The sequence below is a fragment of the Mesorhizobium sp. NPDC059054 genome (assembly GCF_042739215.1).
In the GTDB taxonomy this organism is placed as follows: domain Bacteria; phylum Pseudomonadota; class Alphaproteobacteria; order Rhizobiales; family Rhizobiaceae; genus Mesorhizobium.
The window spans coordinates 1-18,592 of record NZ_JBHYHV010000008.1 but is presented as its reverse complement, the minus strand read 5'-3'; the positions used below and the strand labels follow the sequence as shown (position 1 = coordinate 18,592).

The following is an 18,592-nucleotide window of genomic DNA, read 5'->3' as shown; positions in this document are numbered from 1 at the left end:
TTCGCTGCGTGAAGCTGTTCGAGATGCGGAGTATCGGCTCGGGTATTGATCCATGGCAACGGTTGATCAAAATGCGATCTTCGCCGCCCAGCCCGCCAAGGCGGTCGCCCGGCCAGCGGAAGACCGCATAGCCGGCTTCGACGGCGTTCGTGCGATCGCCGTCCTGATGGTCTTCATCAGCCACAAGACGACCCTGCCGCACCACGATTCCTACGGCTCCGTCGGCGTCTGGCTCTTTCTCGTGCTCAGCGGCATGCTCATCTCCTCGATCCTGTCGGAGATGCGCGGAAAGGTCGAAGCGGGGACCCAGTCCAGCTGGCGGTCGATGGGGGACTTCTATATACGCCGCAGCCTGCGCATCTTCCCGCTTTACTACGCCTGTCTCGGCGTTTTCGCACTGGGGTCGCTGTTCACCTCATTCGTCGGCTTCTCGCGCATGGAAGCGACGATCTATGCCCTCTATGGCACCAACATCTATATCGAGATGACACCGGCTGCGGACCACGGCCATTTCGGTCACCTCTGGTCGCTGGCGGCGGAGGAACAGTTCTACCTACTCTTCGCACCGATCCTGCTGTTCACCCCGCGCAAATACCTGGCTCGGATATGCGTCGGCTTCATGCTCGCCGGTGCGGCCATGCTGGCTTGGCTCGTGTCGGTGAAGGCCCATCCGAACGCCATCCACGTCGATCCGCTGATCGCCTTCGGCATGCTCGGCGTCGGCGGCTTCGTCGCTTCCTTGAAAAACCTCAAGCCACCCGCGTGGCTGGTGAGTGCGCTCGCCCAAGCCGCGGCTGGCCTGGCGCTGATCGCGATCCCGCTGGTCTTCGGATATTTCCGAGCCACATGGAACGTCTGGGGACCGCTAACCTGCATAGTTGCAGGCCTGTTCCTGTTCCAGATCGCCCGCAACCAGCAGACGCCAGTCGTGGCTTTCCTCAACCTGTGGCCTTTGCGCTCACTCGGCCGGGTGAGCTATTCCTTCTACGTCCTGCACCAGTTCATCCATTTCTACGAGGTCCAAGCGGTCTTCCGTAGACTTCACATGGACATCGACGCGCCGCTTGTCGTGCAAGTGGCCCTGGAGCTTTCCATCACCGTCGCGCTGGCGACGCTCTCCTGGCACTTCTTCGAGCGGCCGTTCCTGCGGTTGGGCGCAAGATTGACCGCGCGGGAGGGCGCCGAGGCCAGCAGCGCGACCGCTGCCTTGTCCCCGGGCCGACAAAAGGCCATGCGATAGATGCGGGTAGAACTACGGCCGATACGACTCGACGACGAACGCCGCATCAGGGGTTTCGATGGCCTGCGCGCGATCGCCTTCATCTTCGTATTCATCAGCCACAAGTTCCATCAAGGCACGTATGGATCCCTCGGCGGCGACGGGGTAATGCTCTTCTTCGCGCTCAGCGGCCTCTTGATCACTCGTATCCTGGCTCGCACGCGGGTGGCGATCGAGGCGGGCGAGACGACGACGCTCGCAGGTCTGGGGCGCTTCTATCTTCGGCGCTCGGCCAGGATATTCCCCATCTACTACGCGACGATAGGCTTCTTCCTGATTGCCTCGCTGTTCGTTCACTTCGATGGCTTCGAAGGCGGCGCGCCCCTGGCCATGCTGCTCTACGCCACAAACATCTATGTGATCACGACCGGCCACTGGGTGGGCCATTTCAACCACTTCTGGACGCTGGCGATCGAAGAGCAATTCTATCTGTTGTTTGCACCCTTGCTGCTGTTCACCCCCAGCAAGGCCGCCAGACACATCTGCGTTGCCTTCGTGGTTCTGGGTCTCGTCACTCAGGCGAGCCTCGAATGGGCCGGAGTATCGGCCAAGGTCGTCGGCCTGAATCCCATGACCGGCTTTGGTTATCTCGCCCTGGGCGGTCTGGCAGGACTGAACCTCGACCGGCGGGTGCCGGGATGGCTGGTCTCCACGCCGGCCCAGACCGCTGCCGCGCTCGCCCTTCTCATCGTGCCTCTCACTGTCCTCAAGGACGAGATCGTCTGGCGCATCTATGCGCCGGCAATCGCGGTTACAGCCGCGCTTCTGGTCCTCCAGATCGCGGAGAACCAGGCCTCGCGCTTCGTCGCCTTTCTGGAAACCAGGCCCCTGCGCAGCCTGGGGCGCATCAGCTACGGCTGTTACATCTTCCACGAGTTCGTGCACTTCTATGACATGGAGGCCGTAGTTCGGAAATTTGGCATCACGTTCGCAACGCCGGATTGGATCTCGGCGCCCATCGAGCTTGTCGCGACCGTCGGCCTCGCGACCGTGTCCTGGCGGTTCTTCGAACGACCAATCATGGCCTGGGCTCACCAGGTGACGCAGAAAGTCGCGCCGGTTGCCGCCTGAGCCCGCTCAGCTCTTTGTTTCGCGCAATTCCGAACGCAAAACCGCTACGCACTTTTCCTGGAATTGCTTTAGGCGAACAGCTTTCGCAGCAGGCCAAGGTTGTGGTTCAGGCGCAGGTAATACTCGTGTTCGGGCCGGTCGAGCATCTGGAGCATGGCCAGCATCGGGGTGGCGATGAGCATCTTGATCGCGCGCGCGATCTTCTGGCCCGGCGTTTTCAGGCGCCTCAGTTCCACCTCGCCTTCCTTGCGGGCGCGCTCAGTGAGCCAAGCGCGCGTCAGACGGCCAGCATGGATCTTGTGATCCACTACGAAGGCGTCCGAGTACCAGCAGCGATAGCCGGCCTCAATCAGGTCGGTCATCATCTGGGCCTCTTCCCCGCTGGCCAGGTTCGAGCCGACCCGACCGGTCGTGACGTCGAACCCGCCGTGCGCTTCCAGCATGCTGCGGCGGAACAGCATGTTGGCGCCGACGCCGATGGGATGATCGGTCGTGTCCCGGAAGCCGTCCTCGTCAACCACCGACAACAACAGGCGCGCGCGCGGCCCGAGCTGGCTCGGCGGCATTTCAAGGCTGCCGGCAGCGTCGGGCCAGCGTGGGACCACCCGCCCGGCCAGGATGGCGGTCTGGACGTCACAGCGGGCCGCGTCGGTGATCGCTGCCTCTACCCAGCCGGGGCGCGGTACGGCGTCGTCGTCCAACAGCGCAATCCATTCGCCCTTGCCAGACTCGAAACCCGCGTTGCGGGCCCGGGCAACGCCTGGCTCGTCGAGCCGGACGAAGCTCAATCCCTCGCGCGCTCTCAGGTTCGCCAGCACCTCGGCATGCGCCGGCGCCGAGGCGCTGTCAATGACGATGACCTCCACCGGCTGACCCACACATTGCGGCAGCAGGGCGCCGACGTTCTCCAGGACGTCGAGGCTGCGGTTGTGCGTGGCGATGACGATGCTGATGACGGGAGCGCCGGTCTTCGGCGCGGCCTTGGCGTCCTGCATGCCCATCCGATCCTTAAGCTCCACGCCTGTTCACTCCAGCGCCGTGTCCTCGGCGGCCAGCGGGCGCGCACCCAGGCCGATCGACCATAAGAACGCCGCGCGCAACGGCGTCGGCGTCACGAGCTGCTTTACCGCCCGGAACGGGAACACCAGCAGCGCATGACGCACCGCGAACCGCACGCCCTTCGCATCCCCCTTGGCCGCCCGCTCCACCGCTGCATCGGCGAAATAGGTGTAGAACCCCAAGAGCGTGGCGAAATAGGAATGCAGCCACTCCTTCGGCGAGCGCCACTTGCGCCAGACGGGGATGGCGTGCCGCAGGAACACCTTGCGCGTATAGGGGATTCGCCTCAAGACCAACGCATCGTAGGATCCCGACGGACGCTGGCGGAACAAGACGCAAGGCACCGCCACATGCTCCATGTGCCGCCCGCCGGCGATGCGCAACTGCCAGTCCCAGTCCTGGTCGGCCAGCAGGGTCTCGTCAAAGTAGCCGTAGGCGTCGCGTACCCCGATACGCGTCATCGTGGCGCCGATCTGCGGAAAATAGCCGTCCAGCATCATCTTCAGGTGGTCACCATCGGGGCGGACGTCATCGGGGATGGGGCGCGCGATCGGCCGCAGATCAGGATCAGTCATCACCACCTGACCGAAGACCGCCTCGACCTCAGGATGGCGGTCGAAAAGTTGCAAGTGCAGCCGTATATGTTGCTCGGTCCAGACGTCGTCGTCATCCAGGAAAGCCAGGAACTCCCCCGTGGCCGCCCGCATCGCCGCGTTGCGCGCGGCGCCGGCGCCCGCCGTCGTCACGATGAGGTGCTGCGCGCCGTGGAGCTGCGTCACGGTGCCGGTGGCGTCGTGGTTGGAGCCGTTGTCGCCAACCAGAATCTCGAACGTCAGGTCCGGACCCTCCAGCGCGCGGATGCTCGCCAGCGCCTGGTCCAGGAACCGCGGACGGTCGCAGGTCGGGACGATTACCGAAACGATGCGCGCCTGTCTCATCCCCACTCCTCCCACCGATCGAAGACGCCGGTCAGGGCCGCCGAAAACACCCGCATGTTGTCGAAGCGCGTGATGAAGGTTCGCGCGATGGTGCCAGCCGAACGCGTCTCCTCGGCCTGGGCGTAGATCAGATCATAGCCTGCTGCCTTGGCCTCCCGCATGGCGATCGGCGTCCAGTTGGCCGACTGGCCGAGCGGGATCGCGAACGACGTCGGCGCAAAGCCGAGCCGGGCCTCGATCATAGCGCGCGAGCGGTCCAGTTCCTCGCGGGCGGCGGGGCCGTCCAGCTGTCCAAAATCGGGATGGGTCGCGGAGTGGCTGCCGATTTCGACGCCCTCGGCGGCCAGGCGCTCCAGGTCGCGCCAGCCCAGAATCTCGTCGGTGGTCCAGGGCGAGGCGCCTTCGCTCCAGTCGGTGACCACGAAGAGGCTCCACGGCGCCGCGAAGTCCTTCAGGATCGGTGCGGCCTCGGTCATCACGCTGCGCAGGCCATCGTCGAAGGTTATGGCGAGGTCCATCGGGTAGCCTCCCGTCCGCGCAATCTCCGAGGCCGGGACGAACCGATAGCCCCGCATCGCGGCCCACTCCAGTTGGCGCCGGAACAGCTTCGGTGACACATCGTTATGAGCCATTAGCGGCTGGCCCACAGAATGGTAGGCGAGGATCCGGCCTCCCAAGCGGCGCACGCGTCGTCCAAGAACGGACATGCCTTCACGTTCGAGGACCATGCGTGGGCCGACCAGATGACGCCTTTCGACACCGAACGCGCGGACAGCCCGCTTCAAAAGCTTCGGTGCTCGCGCAAGCCTACCCACTTTCGCCCCTCTGTCTTTTTCAGCATCGAACAGCAAGCCTCATACTAGCTGTGATGTCCGGCGCGCCAACGCCACCATATTGAGCCCGGGGTGCCCATGAGCCTTATCCTTTCGAAGGAAATCGCTCATCAGAGGTAAGGCTCTAACTCAAAAGTATAAATCGCGATGGCTGTCTGAACTGGCGGCCACTTCAGGCGATGGTGGTAACGCAATGGGATGGTGAGGGCGCCGATCGGTCTCTGTTTCAGGCGCCGCAGATGCGGCCGGCTATGCGCGCCCGACCAACCCTGGTTTTGAAACCTCACATTCAGCGGCCGCCCCTCAGCCGGCCCACGAACCGGGGCAGCCATTCGGGCAGCAGGTTGCGCACCGCGTCGCGCGCCCCGTCAAAGGTCCTGGTACGCGCAAGGCGTTGCCAGACGCGGAGCCGTTCCGGCAGCGACATCAGGCGCATGGAACGCTTCAGGATCGCTTCGACGCTGTCGAACTCGCCGAACACCTCGTTGAGCAGGATGTCGGGATAGCCGTCGTAGAACTCCTCGTCCGCGGGCGCGCCCTTCTCGCGCAGCGGCTTGACAGGCGGGATCGCCAGGGCCCTGGCATAGAGTGCTTCCAGGCTCTCGAGCCAATTCGGCGTGGTGTGCAGCCGCTTGACGTCGGCCGCCGTCTCGTCGCCCCGCCGACGCAGCGCCTCGGGCTCGGCCAGCCAGTCCGCCAGGATCCGGTTGTAGTCCGCCGTCGAGGTGGCGAAGCCGATGGTCGGCGCCAGCCCGGGCATATCGGTGCTCATGACGTTCGCATCCGGCGGATAGGGAAACAGCGTCACGCAGGGCGCGCCCAGCCCGCCGGCTTCCAGCATCGAAGTGATCGATACGAAGGGGTATGAATCGAGATAGACATCCGCAGCCTCGAAGGCGAGCGAGGGATCGGGCGTCTCCCGCAGCCCCATGATCCGCCCACCGGTCGCCGCTATGGCCTCCTGCCAGTCGGCCGGCTCCCCCGGACCTACGACCAGCAACCGCGCATCGGGGTGTGCCAGGAGCGTCTCGACATGCATGTCGGCGAACGAAACCCCGCCCACCGTGCGATATTTCACGCCACGGGCCACCGAAACCAGGAGCGGCCCGCCGGCCGGAATGCCGAGCTTCTCCCGCGCCTGGAGCCGGCTGTGCCTGCGCATTGGTGCATCGATCTGGATCGGCAGGATGGCGTGACGCTCCGCCGGAATTCCACGCCGCTCCACCACCAGCCGCTCGCCAGACGCGCGTGAACTGGCGATCAGGTCGCACACGGAGAGCCCGACCCAGAAGGCATGGTCGGCGTGGTTGACCAGCACCACCGGCGGTCGGTTGCGGTCGTCGGCGAAGGCTATGCCCGGCGTCGTCTCCTCGTTACTGACGTGCAGGACGACCAGGTCGAAATCGAGCGACAACTTCCGGAGCGCGGCGGCCCATTCGACAGGTCCGCCGCGCGTCGCGCCGATTATGTGGATCTTGCCACCGCGAGCCTCCACGGCCTGGCGCACCGACGGCGGTGGCTGCCCGGGATGGCGCAACAAGGCCAGGGAGTGATGACAACCCTCGTCGGCAGCGATCCAGCGGCGCATCATCCGCGTCAAGCCGCCGACCTCGTTCAGAACGGTGGCCACGTGCAGCACGCGGCCGATCTTCGTCCGCACCGGTCGTGCGACTTCGGCCTTCGCGGGAAGCGTTCGGCGCGCGATCTCGATCAATATTTGCTCGAGCGGCTCGGACCGGTAGAAGCCGCAGTGCCGCTTCCGTGCAAGCGTGACCGCCGCTTCCACATAGGCCGCCGCGGAGTTGAGGTCGTCTGCCTCCAGGCAGCGTTCAGCCTCACCCCGAAGGCTTTGAAACTCTTCGTAGTTGTGACGCATACGCGCCACCTCGGCTGCGGGCGGCTCGGTATCAGATGGCTCCGGCATCCTTCCCCTCACGGTCGCAGCCTGCCCTAATCTTGTTATCCCGAGTGGCCAAAGCTTGCTAAGCGACAAGGCAAGCTACATAAAACTGTGACCGACCGACAGACGGCTCTAAGGGGGAAGCGATGCCGATTTCGGACAGTGTGGTGCTGCATGGCGAGGTCGTCATCCACCACCCCGATCTGGTGAACCTCTACGGCTGCGAGGTCGGCGACGGCTCGCGCATCGGTGCTTTCGTCGAGATTCAGAAGAATTCCTACATCGGCGAGCGCTGCAAGATCTCCTCGCACACCTTCATCTGCGAGGGCGTGACCATCGAGGACGAGGTCTTCATCGGCCACGGGGTGATGTTCACCAACGACCGCCTTCCCCGAGCCACCAACCTGGACGGAAGCGCCCAGAGTGAAGCCGACTGGAAGGTCGAGCCGACCCTGGTCAAGAAGGGCGCCTCCATCGGCTCCAACGTCACCATCACCCCGGGCGTAACCATCGGCGAGCGGGCACTGATCGGTGCCGGCGCCGTCGTCACCCGTGACATCCCCGACTTCGCCATCGCTACCGGCGTGCCGGCCCGTGTGGTCGGAGACGCAAGGACCGCAAAGACCGGCTGACTCCCCGTCGGCACGGTTTCGTAAGCCGAATTGCAACCCCTGGGGTAGATCGTTTGAGGTAGTTCCAGCGCCTGCCCTCGTCTGCCTGGATGACCCTGGTTGGGTCCTGATGACCCAACGGCCAAAGTGACTTCGCGGCTTCAAACTAACAACTTGAAGAGGTCGAGATGGCTTGAAGAGGTCGAGATGGCACGACATTTGACGATCAGCGGGCGCTTTCCCTCTCAGCCAGGCGTCCGACAGGACCTCCAGGACTCCAGCGAGCGAGGAGCGGGGGAGGAGCAGGCCAAAATCATCAATATCGGCATCATCGGTTACGGCTACTGGGGGCCGAACCTTCTGCGCAACTTCATGGAGCTTCCCAATGCCCGGGTCCGCATAGTCGCCGACCTGGACCCCAAGAAGCGCGAGTTGGTGGAGCGCCGCTATCCGGGTGTCCAGACCACCGGCGACGTCCAGGCCCTGTTCCAGGATCCCGAGATCGACGCTATCGCCGTGGCGACGCCGGTCAACAGCCACTTCGAACTGGGCATGTCGGCGCTGAAGGCCGGCAAGCATCTCTGGCTCGAAAAGCCGATGACCGAAACCTCGCTACAGGCCAGGATGCTGGTCAATGAGGCCGACAGGCGCGGATTGACCCTGATTGTCGATCACACCTTCATCTATACCGGCGCAGTCCGGAAGATGCGCGAGATCGTCGCCGCCGGCGACCTCGGCCAGATTTATTATTACGACGCCACCCGGGTGAACCTGGGTCTTTTCCAGAAGGACGTGAACGTCATCTCCGATCTGGCGGTCCACGACTTCGCGATCATCGACCATCTGTTCGAAGAGCATCCGAACGCGGTTTCGGCCAGCGGTATCAACCATTTCCCCGGCACCCCGGAAAATCTGGCCTACATCTCGCTGTTTTACGACTCCGGCATGATCGCGCACATCAATGTGAGCTGGCTGGCGCCGGTGAAGGTGCGTAACATCCTGGTCGGTGGCTCCAACAAGATGATCACCTATGACGATCTGGAGCCTTCCGAGAAGGTCAAGGTCTACGACAAGGGCGTCTCCTTCACCGACGACCCGGCCAAGATCCACGAGATGCGCGTCGGCTACCGGACAGGCGACATGTGGGCGCCCAAGCTCGACTCCGCGGAGGCCCTGCGCATCGCCGGCCAGGAGTGGATCGACTGCATCATCGAAAAGAGGGTTCCGACCGCGGATGGCCAGCTTGGCCTGCGCGTGGTGGAGATCATCGAAGCCGCCACCAGCTCCATGCGCGGGCGTGGCGAAACCATTCACCTGCGACGCAAAGGGGCTGCGTAACATATGATCCCGTTCGTCGATCTGAAAACCCAATACGCCTCCATCAAGCCCGAGGTAGATGCCGCCATCCAGCGCACGCTGGAGACCTGTCTGTTCACTCTGGGCGCCGAAGTTACTGAATTCGAAAAGGAATTCGCCGCCTATTCACAAGCGACCTTCGGCGTCGGCGTCAACACCGGCACCAGCGCCCTGCACCTGGGCCTGCTGGCCGCCGGGATTGGGCCGGGCGACGAGGTGATCACCTCCCCCTTCACCTTCGTGGCGACGGTGGCGGCCATTTACTACACGGGCGCAACCCCCGTGCTCGTCGATATCGATCCTGCGACCTACACCATCGACCCGGCCCAGATCGAAGCCGCGGTCACGCCGGCCACCAAGGCGATCATCCCGATCCACCTCTACGGCCAGCCGGCCGATATGGACCCGATCCTGGCCATCGCCCGGAAGCACGGCCTCGTGGTGCTGGAAGATGCCTGCCAGGCGCACGGTGCGGAATACAAGGGCAAGCGCGTCGGCGCCATCGGCGACATGGCGGCTTTCAGTTTCTATCCCGGCAAGAACCTCGGCGCCTATGGCGAAGGTGGAATGCTGACCACCGACAATGCCGACCACAACCGCGCGGTCCGCATGCTGCGCGACTGGGGCGCCGAGCGGAAGTATCACCACGAACTCAAGGGCTACAACTACCGCCTGGAAGGCCTTCAGGGCTCCGTCCTGCGCGTGAAGCTCAAGTATCTGGATCGATGGACCGAACAGCGCCGTGCCACGGCCGCCCGCTATGACGCCATGTTCGCCGGTACCGGCCTGCCGACCCCTTTCGTCCGCGCCGATGTGCGCCACGTCTACCATATCTACGCCGTCCGCACGCCCGACCGCGCCCGCTGGCAGGAGGCGCTGGACGCTCAGGGAATCCAGTCGGGTATCCACTATCCCATTCCGGTGCACCTGCTGCCCGCCTATGCCGACCTCGGCTACAAGCGGGGCCAGTTCCCGCACGCCGAAAAGGCCGCCGCCGAGGTTCTGTCCCTACCCATGTTCCCGGAATTCACGGAGCAGCAGCAGGACGTGGTCGTGGCCGCGGTCAAGGAATTGCAAGCAAGCGTTTGACGAGCAGGGTCTCGCTCAAGCTGAAACAGGCCCGCCGAGGCCATCTCCAACCGACAAGGGGGAAACACGATGAAACTTGAGGGCTCTCGCATCCTGGTGACCGGCGGCTGCGGTCTGATCGGCTCGACCACCATCGACTTGCTGCTGAAGGATCACGCACCTGAAAAGATCGTGATCCTCGACAACCTGGTCCGCGGCAGCCTGCACAACGTCAAGGACGCCCTGCAGGACCCGCGCGTCCAACTCGTCGAAGGCGACATTCGCGACGTGGAGGCTGTCCACAGGGCCACCGACGGCATGGACGCCGTGATCCACATGGCAACCCTGAGGGTCATCGCCTGCGCCGCCGAGCCTCGCGAGGCCCTCGGTGTCATGTGCGACGGCACCTACAACGTCTTTGAGGCCGCCCAGGCCAAGGGCGTGAAGAAGATCTGCGCGGCTTCCTCGGCCTCGATCTACGGCCTGGCCGACCTCTTCCCGACCCAAGAGAGCCACCACCCGTACAACAACCGCACCTGGTACGGCGCCAGCAAGGTCATGCTGGAAGGCCTGTTGCGCTCGTTCAACGACATGTACGGCCTGCCCTACGTGGCCCTGCGCTATTTCAACGTATACGGCCCGCGCATGGACGTGCACGGCAAGTATACCGAGGTTCTGATCCGCTGGATGGAACGCATCGCCGCCGGCCAGCCGCCACTGATCCTGGGCGACGGGTCCACGACCATGGACTTCGTCTATATCGAGGACGTCGCCCGAGCCAATATCCTGTCCCTGCTGTCGGACGTGGAGGACGACGTGTTCAACGTCGCCAGCGGCGTGGAGACGAGCCTGAACGACCTGGCCGCCTCGCTCCTGCGCGTGATGGGCTCCAACCTCCAGCCGGAATACGGACCCGAGCGCAAGGTGAACCCCGTCTCGCGGCGCCTGGCCGACACGTCCAAGGCGGAGAAGATGCTGGGCTTCAAGGCGACCGTCGACCTCGACGAGGGCCTCACCCGCCTGGTCGAGTGGTGGCGCGCCAATCGCGATCAGGTGGGCGAACATCCCGCTCGGGCGGCGGCGTAGCTCTCCCGATAGGCCTCGCACGCAACCGAGCTCTCAGGTGCCGCGGTATTGGCAGGAGCCGTCGAGGATGAGGCTCGCCACACCGAGATGTAGGCGCCATGGTGCGCGGGTGTTAAATTCCAGCCGAGCTTCGTGTCTGAGGTCTGGATGGTAGATGCTGTGATAGCCCAGTCGATCGACATTGCAACGCCTCTTCAGGAGGTGTGGAGCGTCCTTATTGATCGCAACAAAGGGCTCATCTGGCGCAGCGCTGACTTCGACACGGATTGGCTGCCAGGATCGACGATCGGCATCACCGCCTATATCGGACACAAAAGCTACAAGGACAAAGGCAGGGTTCTCGAGGTCACGCAGCCCTCAGTGCTTGCCTATGAATTCTTGCCGCGTGTCTCCGGATTGCCCGACGTTCCCGAAAGCTATTCTCGTGTCACGTTCCGGCTCACGCCGATCGCATCGGGAACGAGGTTGAATGTCGAACACACCGTGCCTCCTTCACCCGTCCGGCGCGGCAAGGGCTTCGAGATCGGCCCCGAGTCGGGTGAAAAGCACGTCGCGTTCTACTGGCGCAGCACACTGCCGCTTCTCCGCGATCTGATCGAGGAGCGGCTCAGTCCTGCTCTCCAAATGACCATTGCCGCTGAAACGTCGGCTCGCGGTTCATAACGTTTTGGCAGCAAAGCCGCGGGTCAGGAGCCTAGGTGTGACGTAGCGCACGCCATGCACCTGCCGCAGATAGAAAAGCCTGCGGGCCTAGGTGTGCTTTGGTGCCTCTAAGTGCCGGCCGGTGCCAGACCCCAAATCATTCCCACTCGATTGTTCAAATACCTTCTAACCATCTGATTTCATTGTCAAATTCTTTCTCGTCAGCGTAGAACACCGACGCTGATACCGTCAAAATCCTACGCTTTTGATTTTGCAGGGATTTTTCGCCGGAAATTTTTTGGCGGTTCCGGGGTCTATCGGGACCAATCGGCCCTCGGGACCGAATTTTTCGGTCAGCATCAACCCGGCCGCTGACCCAAAAACTACCGTCACCACCCCATTTAGCAGATCGGACACTGTGAATCGAGATGGTCAGGCGGCTGATCCACCGGCAGCCCAAGCCGCCCCTTGCATGTCAGAAAACGATGCCTTATTTTCCGACACATGAAGATGATCGCCGCCTCAGTTCCCGATCGGGTCATGAAGCGTGTCCGCGCCAGCGGACGCGGCAGCGTCTTCACGCCCACCGACTTCCTGGCCGTTGCGGCCCGCGCAGCGGTCGACCAGGCCCTCTCCCGGCTGGTCAAGGGCGGGCAGCTTCGCCGGCTCGCGCGCGGGCTGTATGATTTCCCCAAGCTGCATCCGAAGCTCGGGCCTCTCTCTCCCGCTCCCGACGATGTCGCCCAAGCTCTCGCCCGGGAGACCGGCTCGCAGGTGCAGATTGCTGGCGCACGGGCCGCGAACGCCCTCGGCCTCTCGACGCAGGTTCCTGCTCAGAGCACCTATTTGACCGATGGTCCTTCGCGTCGCGTGGTGCTCGGAAAGCGCGTCGTCGATCTTCGCCATGCCTCGCCTAAGCATCTGATCGCGCCAGGCAGTCCCGCCGGCACGGTCGTTCAGGCACTTCGCCACGTCGGCCCTGTGCGCGCCGCCGACGTGGCGCAGGTTGCCGCGCGTCGGCTTTCGGCCAACGATAAGAAGAAGTTGGCCTCGACCGCCATTCAAGCGCCTGCCTGGATGCGACCGACGCTCGTCTCGATCGCCAATGCGGCGGCGGCCGACGTCGGTGGATAAGGTCGCCCATCTCCCTGTCGCAGATCGCGCCGCTCTCTTCGGGGAGACGGGTGTCGGGCGGGGCGTTGCCGACACGATCATCGAAAAAGTTCTGGGTCTGCTGGAGCCTAAAGCGCCTGTTCGGTCTCCCGAAAGGCACCGCAGCGAGCCTCGTTTTCAAAGGTGGCACGTCGCTTTCCAAAGCGTTCGGCGCCATTCGCCGGTTCTCCGAGGATGTCGATCTGTCGTTCGCCCGCGCCGAACTCGGATACACCGGCGATCGTGATCCCGAAAAGGAAGGGATCAGCAAGAAGCAGGCAGCCCGGCAGATCGGCGATCTGGTCGGCGACGTCGAGCGCCACATCGCCGAGAAACTTCTCCCGGCGCTGCGCACTGCGATCGTCGAACAACTCGGCGAGCCCGCGAACGGCGAGTGGTCGCTCGAGATCGACGCTGACGACGCTCAGACGGTCAACTTCCATTATCCGACAGCGCTGCCTGCAGCCGAATATGACGGCATGGCCTACATCACGCCACGCGTGAAGCTGGAGCTTGGCGCGCGGGGCGATCCTTGGCCGATCGAGGAGAAGATCATCCGGCCCTATGCGGCCGATGACTATCCCGGCTTCTTCGAAGAACCCGAAACAAGCGTGACTGTGTTGTCAGCGCGTCGCACCTTCTGGGAAAAGGCGACCGCTCTCCATGCGGAAGCGCATCGCCCGATCGAGTCACCGACGCCGCAATATTTCTCGCGGCATTATTATGATCTCGCCATGCTCCTCGCCACGGATGAGGGCCAGGCCGCCGCTGGAGATTTCGAGCTGCTGGCGCAAGTGGCGAAGCACAAGGCAACCTTCTTCCGTTCGGGCTGGGCGAGCTAAGGCACCGCCCGGCCTGGAACGCTGCTACTGACGCCGAATCCCGCGACAAAGCTTCCCCGAGACGGCCTGCAAATCCTGCGCCATGATCATGGCGCTCCCCGGGCCCTCTACGAGACGACGGATAGCCCAAAGAAGATCATCTATAAACACGTATCGTAAGCGACACAGAAGCATAATGGGCCGCAAAATCTGTAAAGTACCGGTATGCTGATAGGGATGATGCCTGCAAAAGGAGACGTCCGCCTGAAGGCCAGCCGGATTGTTGTGGCTGTGATGTCGAGGACAATAACTTCCTTGAAATCAAGCACCTGCCTCACAAGCGGGTACGCTGCCTTATAGACGGCCTCCTTCGCCGAGAAGATCAGCGTCAGGAAGGCATCGTACGGCATTTCCACCGGCTGGAACTCAATATCGCCGTCGCAACACGCGAGTTCTCGAACCGCTTGCAGCTGTTCCTGCGAGATGAGCTTTTCGACATCCACTCCCAACAAGCGATAGAGCCCAGTGCTGGCTGCGATGGCGACCGCATGATCTGCCGTATGGCTGATCGAACCAAGCGTTCCTTTTGGCCATGCAGGGCTTCGATCCGCCATTATGGGAATGTCGTGGCTTCGCCCTGTCAGTTCTTTGATCGCAAGTGACGCGCAGATGCGCCCGGCGAAATAATCCGCCCTGCGCCTGGTCACGGCCAATGCGAGCGTCGGCGGCAAATCCAACCAGGCGCTCCCACGGCTTCCCGGCGCGGACAGATCGAACACGCCTTGCTTTGCCGCGTCCCAACCTTGGTCGAAATGCCTGACCGACGCGAGTTGCTCAGACGGGAGATAACTGTAGTCACACCGCCGGCACACCACACCTTCGAGGCGGAATGGCAGGCTGTTGCTCGCGCCCGCGATAATCATGCAGTCCGCTTGCAAGAAGACATGGAAATGCGGCGAGCGTCAAAAGTCGCTGCTGATGTGCCGCCCCACCAGAATGTTTGCCAGGGCCTTGACCGTCTCCGCGATTTTCCGCCCGCAACTAACGCGCCGCGCGGCGAAGTCAGCGGGCAAAGGTGGCGTCGGACGGCACGCAACCCACCTGCTGCCGCCACAATGGAATTGAGCATTTGAGGCACCGTTTTCGTTGCCATTCCTCGCGACGGATAGCCGTTTTGGCAATCTGATTGCAGAGCGACTTCATACATGCATGCTGCTTCAAACGAGACCCCAGCTACTATGGCTGGCACCAAACCGGAACCGCGGACGTAGCAGCCTTTGGCGCCATCCAGCCCAGCAGCAGGTCTGGTGATGGAAATGAAGGAAAATACCATGGCTGAAACGGGGAATATTGGACAAACTACATACACGCCCTCGGCGAACATTGCCCATGCTGTTAACCACTGACTGAAATGGCAACCACAAAAACGTTTGGTGTAGCGCCTATGGACATTTGCCTGGCATTCGACAGCAATTACGTCGTCCCCGCACAAGTCTCTATGGAGACAATACTTAAAAGCAATCATTCCAACCGCGACAAGATAAAATTCTGGCTGATATCTTCAAACCTCTCGGAAGAAGAGACAGATCGAATACGACGACAACTCGCCACGCGGGTCGAATTCAAAATAATAACGAACCTCGAGATGAACATCTCATTCGAAAACGTCTACGTTCCCATTTTCGAACGCCTGACACCAATCTCCCTGGCGCGTATCTATTTGGATACCGTAATACCGAAAAATATCGAGAGGATCGTTTATATAGACTGCGATACAATATGCCTTGGCGACATTGAACACCTGTTCAGATTGGAACTCGGCGACAATATCGTAGCTGCCGTCAAGGATATGTACCTACATACATTGGGAGAGGCCGACATTCCGGGCCTATCGTCCTATCCAGACCTCGATTTACAGCATCCGTATTTCAATTCCGGCATGATGGTCATCGATACGCGGAACTGGAGAAAACACGGAGTTAGGGAGCGAGCAGAATCCTATTTAAAGGCAAACATAAATGAGCTTGGCCTTCCGGATCAGGATGCTCTGAATATCGCCCTTTACAACAAATGGCTCCAAATTTCGGATAAATGGAACTTTATGAAAGTGTGCGAAGAAACTTCGCCACCAACAATAGACATTGCTGATATCAAAATAGCACATTTCATTTCGAGCAAAAAAGTTTGGAACGACGATTATCCAAAAAGCGCATTGAAAGAAATGTACTTCAGAATTCGCGATGAGGTAGCGAAGTAATATTTCAATTTAGCACTGGTGCCCGGCGAGCCGGAAATCTGGAATTTCGGGCTCGCAGCAGTAGGGGGCGCTCAAAACAGGAGACTGGCGCAGGGCGCTGCTAAACACGCTCTAGGACCCGACTTGCATCCAGACCAGCTGGGCGATGCGCGGGCCCTGCGTACGGCATCATTCGCTCGATGAGTTCCACCCCCGCTATAGGCTTTGCTTGAGTTCGGAAAACCTTCTGCATTCTCAGCACGGCATCTTTCACTTCACTGCGGTCGAGTTGATCAAGCAGTCTTGCAATTTCTGTTTCGTCTATCGTGGCGATATCCCCACAAATACCCAGACCGTGATACCTGACCCGTGCAGCATTGCCGAACTGATCAAACCAGCAAGGAAATGTCAGCATCGGGACGCCAAAATACAATGCTTCCATGACGGAGCCATGCCCCGCCTGTGTCACGAACACATCGGCCTTCTCTAGTATTTCCAGTTGCGGTGCAAACTTGACGACGCGGATCCGGCCTGGCAGCTCCCCGAAGTCCGAAACCTCGGCTGCGGAGCCGACCTGAACGATCGCCTGAATATCATCCCTTGCCTTAACCGCATTGATGACGGCGAGGAAAAGTCTCTTGGCGTGGCGATATTCGTGACTGTAAGTCCCCAATGAGCAGTATATCAGCTTTTTTTCAGCGTCGTATCCATCCCAGCAGAAGTCACCGTCCGATCGCCTCAGATCGACGCTGCTGCCGAGATACGTCCTTGATGCGTCAACCTCCGAATGGGGAAAGTCGAACGTCCGCGGAGACGTGACAAGCTCAGGTACGGCAATATGTGGCCCGTATTCGTTCCAGCGAATTGTCCCTCCCAATCGGCGAACTTCAGCCCAAAACGGGTCTCTTCCAAGCCCCATGACGATTTGCATTCCGGCCGATGCGGCCTGCTTGCGCCAGGCAGCGAACAGGCACCGGCTCCATGCGAAGGAATTACGAAGCTTCCAACCAAACGTACGGACAGCCGGAGGCATCAGCGAACTGAAAACCGGCGGTGTATCTCTGGTCCCGCTCGATGCCAACGTCGAATTGAGCGCGATCATCGGGATTTTGAGCTTCAAGGCAGGTATGACGCCAATTTTTGCCGAGGGATCTGTGATGATGAGATCGGTTTGGTCGGCAATCAGCGCAGTCTCGCAGCGGATGTCGGACGCCCTTATTTGCACGAGCAGATGCCACATCTGGAGCTGTGCAGCACGCCATCGGCCCAGGGTCGCGCGAAATCCTCGTCCGCGTGATCGTTCTGCCTGTGGGATTGGCATATCCAAGGAACGGTATTCAAAGCCTTGCCCTGCCACACGCGAACTGTACCTAGCTGGCCCATGATAGATGATGCGATGGCCCGACCCCTTGAGTGCACGCGCCAGATTGTAACTTGCGTTAAACGCACTTGTTTCGGGGAACAGAATGAACGCTATCGTTTTTCCAGGATGTTCATGAGCGGTGGTAAACGGCTTTGTGTTACCGGAGGTCAGCGCTCGCGCAATTGACGCGCCCAATGGATTGCACAGCGGGATTTCCATCATGGACAGATGATCTCCCTCCATCTTCTCAACAGTAAGACGATTGCCCACCAGCAGTCGCCAACTGTTGGCAAGCTCGCTCTCGCTCGATGTCCGGGCGAGGAAGAGATGGATGGCCACGCTGCTGGGCAATGGGACGTATCGTTCGGCTGCAGAGACCAGATGCCGCCAGACTTTCGTTCGCCTCAACACATCCTGGGCTGTCAATCCGTCGTCAAAGTACCCAGCCCGTCGGCATTCGTTGATCAGATGCTCTGCCGTGCGCGGTCCTCGTCGCCAACCCGTCAGCTCGCCAATTTGAAACGCCGGAACAAGTTCCTTCAGGCGCAGCAAAAGGTCGTCAATATCGCTCTTGTATCGCGGTGCCGCGTAGCCCACTGCGTGGTTGTTGGCACAATCAATCAAACCGAGGAACTCGACGTTCTCGTGTGCGTTTGCAAGTTGCCTCGCCATCTCATAGGCGATCACGCCTCCGAGCGACCAGGCGGCCAGACGATAGGGCCCCGTGGGCTGGACTTTGCGGATACGGGATAAATATTCTTCAGCGATCTGTTCTACCGTCTCCGCGCGTAGCAGGTCGTCGCGCAAGCCGGCTGCTTCCAGGCCGAAAACAGGGATATCCTTACCGATCGCCAAAGCGAGTGCAGGATAGGCACCGACCTCTCCCGATGACGGATGGACAATGAACAGGGGACGCTGCGAGCCCGCTGAATTCAGTTCGACAACTCCCTCTACCGTGTTTGGCCTGATCTGCAGTTTTCGGATTGCTGAAGCGATACCTTCAATCGTTGGCTGCACCAGAACATCCTGAATCGTAACGACCTTGCCAAGCTCCTGGCGAATTCGGGCGACCAATCGGACAACCAGCAGCGAATGGCCTCCGAGGATGAAGAAGCTGTCGCGGCGCCCGATGCGTTCGACGCCCAGCAACTCGCTCCACAGGCCGGCCAGCATCGTC

At 61.4% G+C, this 18,592-nt stretch carries 16 protein-coding genes; 10 read left to right on the top strand and 6 right to left on the bottom strand.

The genetic code is table 11. From position 1 onward, the window contains the following. Positions 1-52: 52 nt before the first annotated feature. Positions 53-1,240 (top strand): acyltransferase family protein, encoded by a 1,188-nt coding sequence (locus tag ACFWXH_RS28390; protein ID WP_379124788.1) that lies wholly within the window; start codon positions 53-55, stop codon positions 1,238-1,240. Beyond that, positions 1,241-2,350: an acyltransferase family protein gene (locus ACFWXH_RS28385; RefSeq protein WP_379124787.1), complete on the top strand. Its 1,110-nt coding sequence runs from the start codon at positions 1,241-1,243 to the stop codon at positions 2,348-2,350. 68 nt (positions 2,351-2,418) lie between these two features. Here the strand turns inward: ACFWXH_RS28385 and ACFWXH_RS28380 are convergent, their stop codons facing one another. The 4 genes from ACFWXH_RS28380 to ACFWXH_RS28365 all read right to left on the bottom strand — a co-directional run bounded on the left by ACFWXH_RS28380 (position 2,419) and on the right by ACFWXH_RS28365 (position 7,056). Beyond that, positions 2,419-3,345: a glycosyltransferase family 2 protein gene (locus ACFWXH_RS28380; protein ID WP_379124786.1), complete on the bottom strand. Its 927-nt coding sequence runs from the start codon at positions 3,343-3,345 to the stop codon at positions 2,419-2,421. Between the two features lie 30 nt (positions 3,346-3,375). Next, entirely contained in the window at positions 3,376-4,347 is a 972-nt protein-coding gene (locus tag ACFWXH_RS28375) for a glycosyltransferase family 2 protein (protein WP_379124785.1), read from the bottom strand. After that, positions 4,344-4,865, bottom strand: coding sequence for a polysaccharide deacetylase family protein (locus ACFWXH_RS28370; RefSeq protein WP_379124784.1), 522 nt, complete (start codon positions 4,863-4,865; stop codon positions 4,344-4,346). The genes ACFWXH_RS28375 and ACFWXH_RS28370 overlap by 4 nt, the downstream gene beginning before the upstream one ends. Before the next feature lie 604 nt (positions 4,866-5,469). Beyond that, positions 5,470-7,056: a glycosyl transferase family 1 gene (locus ACFWXH_RS28365; RefSeq protein ID WP_379124783.1), complete on the bottom strand. Its 1,587-nt coding sequence runs from the start codon at positions 7,054-7,056 to the stop codon at positions 5,470-5,472. A gap of 170 nt (positions 7,057-7,226) precedes the next feature. On the opposite strand from ACFWXH_RS28365, the gene ACFWXH_RS28360 reads away from it, so the two are divergent. The 7 genes from ACFWXH_RS28360 to ACFWXH_RS28330 all read left to right on the top strand — a co-directional run bounded on the left by ACFWXH_RS28360 (position 7,227) and on the right by ACFWXH_RS28330 (position 13,837). Next, positions 7,227-7,712 (top strand): acyltransferase, encoded by a 486-nt coding sequence (locus ACFWXH_RS28360; RefSeq protein WP_379124782.1) that lies wholly within the window; start codon positions 7,227-7,229, stop codon positions 7,710-7,712. A 291-nt stretch (positions 7,713-8,003) separates the two neighbouring features. Then, a complete protein-coding gene (locus ACFWXH_RS28355) occupies positions 8,004-9,029 on the top strand; it encodes a Gfo/Idh/MocA family protein (RefSeq protein ID WP_379124946.1) in 1,026 nt (341 codons plus the stop codon). A 3-nt stretch (positions 9,030-9,032) separates the two neighbouring features. Then, positions 9,033-10,136 (top strand): DegT/DnrJ/EryC1/StrS family aminotransferase, encoded by a 1,104-nt coding sequence (locus tag ACFWXH_RS28350; RefSeq protein WP_379124781.1) that lies wholly within the window; start codon positions 9,033-9,035, stop codon positions 10,134-10,136. Between the two features lie 69 nt (positions 10,137-10,205). Further along, complete coding sequence (locus ACFWXH_RS28345) at positions 10,206-11,201, top strand: NAD-dependent epimerase/dehydratase family protein (RefSeq protein ID WP_379124780.1); 996 nt, start codon at positions 10,206-10,208, stop codon at positions 11,199-11,201. 132 nt (positions 11,202-11,333) lie between these two features. Then, on the top strand, positions 11,334-11,864 hold the full coding sequence (locus tag ACFWXH_RS28340) for an SRPBCC domain-containing protein (protein ID WP_379124779.1): 531 nt from the start codon (positions 11,334-11,336) through the stop codon (positions 11,862-11,864). Between the two features lie 519 nt (positions 11,865-12,383). Next, entirely contained in the window at positions 12,384-12,977 is a 594-nt protein-coding gene (locus tag ACFWXH_RS28335) for a DUF6088 family protein (protein WP_379124778.1), read from the top strand. Positions 12,978-13,042: 65 nt separating this feature from the next. Beyond that, a complete protein-coding gene (locus ACFWXH_RS28330) occupies positions 13,043-13,837 on the top strand; it encodes a nucleotidyl transferase AbiEii/AbiGii toxin family protein (RefSeq protein WP_379124777.1) in 795 nt (264 codons plus the stop codon). Between the two features lie 140 nt (positions 13,838-13,977). On the opposite strand, the gene ACFWXH_RS28325 is transcribed toward ACFWXH_RS28330, so the two are convergent. Beyond that, positions 13,978-14,739 carry a 4'-phosphopantetheinyl transferase gene (locus tag ACFWXH_RS28325; RefSeq protein WP_379124776.1) on the bottom strand — a complete coding sequence of 254 codons (762 nt, stop codon included), beginning with the start codon at positions 14,737-14,739 and terminating at the stop codon, positions 13,978-13,980. 488 nt (positions 14,740-15,227) lie between these two features. Here ACFWXH_RS28325 and ACFWXH_RS28320 point away from each other — a divergent pair, with 488 nt between their 5' ends. Continuing rightward, positions 15,228-16,073 carry a glycosyltransferase family 8 protein gene (locus ACFWXH_RS28320; protein ID WP_379124775.1) on the top strand — a complete coding sequence of 282 codons (846 nt, stop codon included), beginning with the start codon at positions 15,228-15,230 and terminating at the stop codon, positions 16,071-16,073. 100 nt (positions 16,074-16,173) lie between these two features. Here ACFWXH_RS28320 and ACFWXH_RS28315 read toward each other — a convergent pair. Further along, positions 16,174-18,592: thioesterase domain-containing protein (locus ACFWXH_RS28315; protein WP_379124774.1), on the bottom strand; the 2,419-nt coding region annotated here is incomplete at its 5' end.

Coding starts and splice junctions, on each gene's coding strand:
- ACFWXH_RS28390 (WP_379124788.1), top strand. CDS start 53: ATGGCAACGGTTGATCAAAATGCGATCTTCGCCGCCCAGCCCGCCAAG.
- ACFWXH_RS28385 (WP_379124787.1), top strand. CDS start 1,241: ATGCGGGTAGAACTACGGCCGATACGACTCGACGACGAACGCCGCATC.
- ACFWXH_RS28380 (WP_379124786.1), bottom strand. CDS start 3,345: ATGCAGGACGCCAAGGCCGCGCCGAAGACCGGCGCTCCCGTCATCAGC.
- ACFWXH_RS28375 (WP_379124785.1), bottom strand. CDS start 4,347: ATGAGACAGGCGCGCATCGTTTCGGTAATCGTCCCGACCTGCGACCGT.
- ACFWXH_RS28370 (WP_379124784.1), bottom strand. CDS start 4,865: ATGGACCTCGCCATAACCTTCGACGATGGCCTGCGCAGCGTGATGACC.
- ACFWXH_RS28365 (WP_379124783.1), bottom strand. CDS start 7,056: ATGCGTCACAACTACGAAGAGTTTCAAAGCCTTCGGGGTGAGGCTGAA.
- ACFWXH_RS28360 (WP_379124782.1), top strand. CDS start 7,227: ATGCCGATTTCGGACAGTGTGGTGCTGCATGGCGAGGTCGTCATCCAC.
- ACFWXH_RS28350 (WP_379124781.1), top strand. CDS start 9,033: ATGATCCCGTTCGTCGATCTGAAAACCCAATACGCCTCCATCAAGCCC.
- ACFWXH_RS28345 (WP_379124780.1), top strand. CDS start 10,206: ATGAAACTTGAGGGCTCTCGCATCCTGGTGACCGGCGGCTGCGGTCTG.
- ACFWXH_RS28335 (WP_379124778.1), top strand. CDS start 12,384: ATGAAGCGTGTCCGCGCCAGCGGACGCGGCAGCGTCTTCACGCCCACC.
- ACFWXH_RS28325 (WP_379124776.1), bottom strand. CDS start 14,739: ATGATTATCGCGGGCGCGAGCAACAGCCTGCCATTCCGCCTCGAAGGT.
- ACFWXH_RS28320 (WP_379124775.1), top strand. CDS start 15,228: ATGGCAACCACAAAAACGTTTGGTGTAGCGCCTATGGACATTTGCCTG.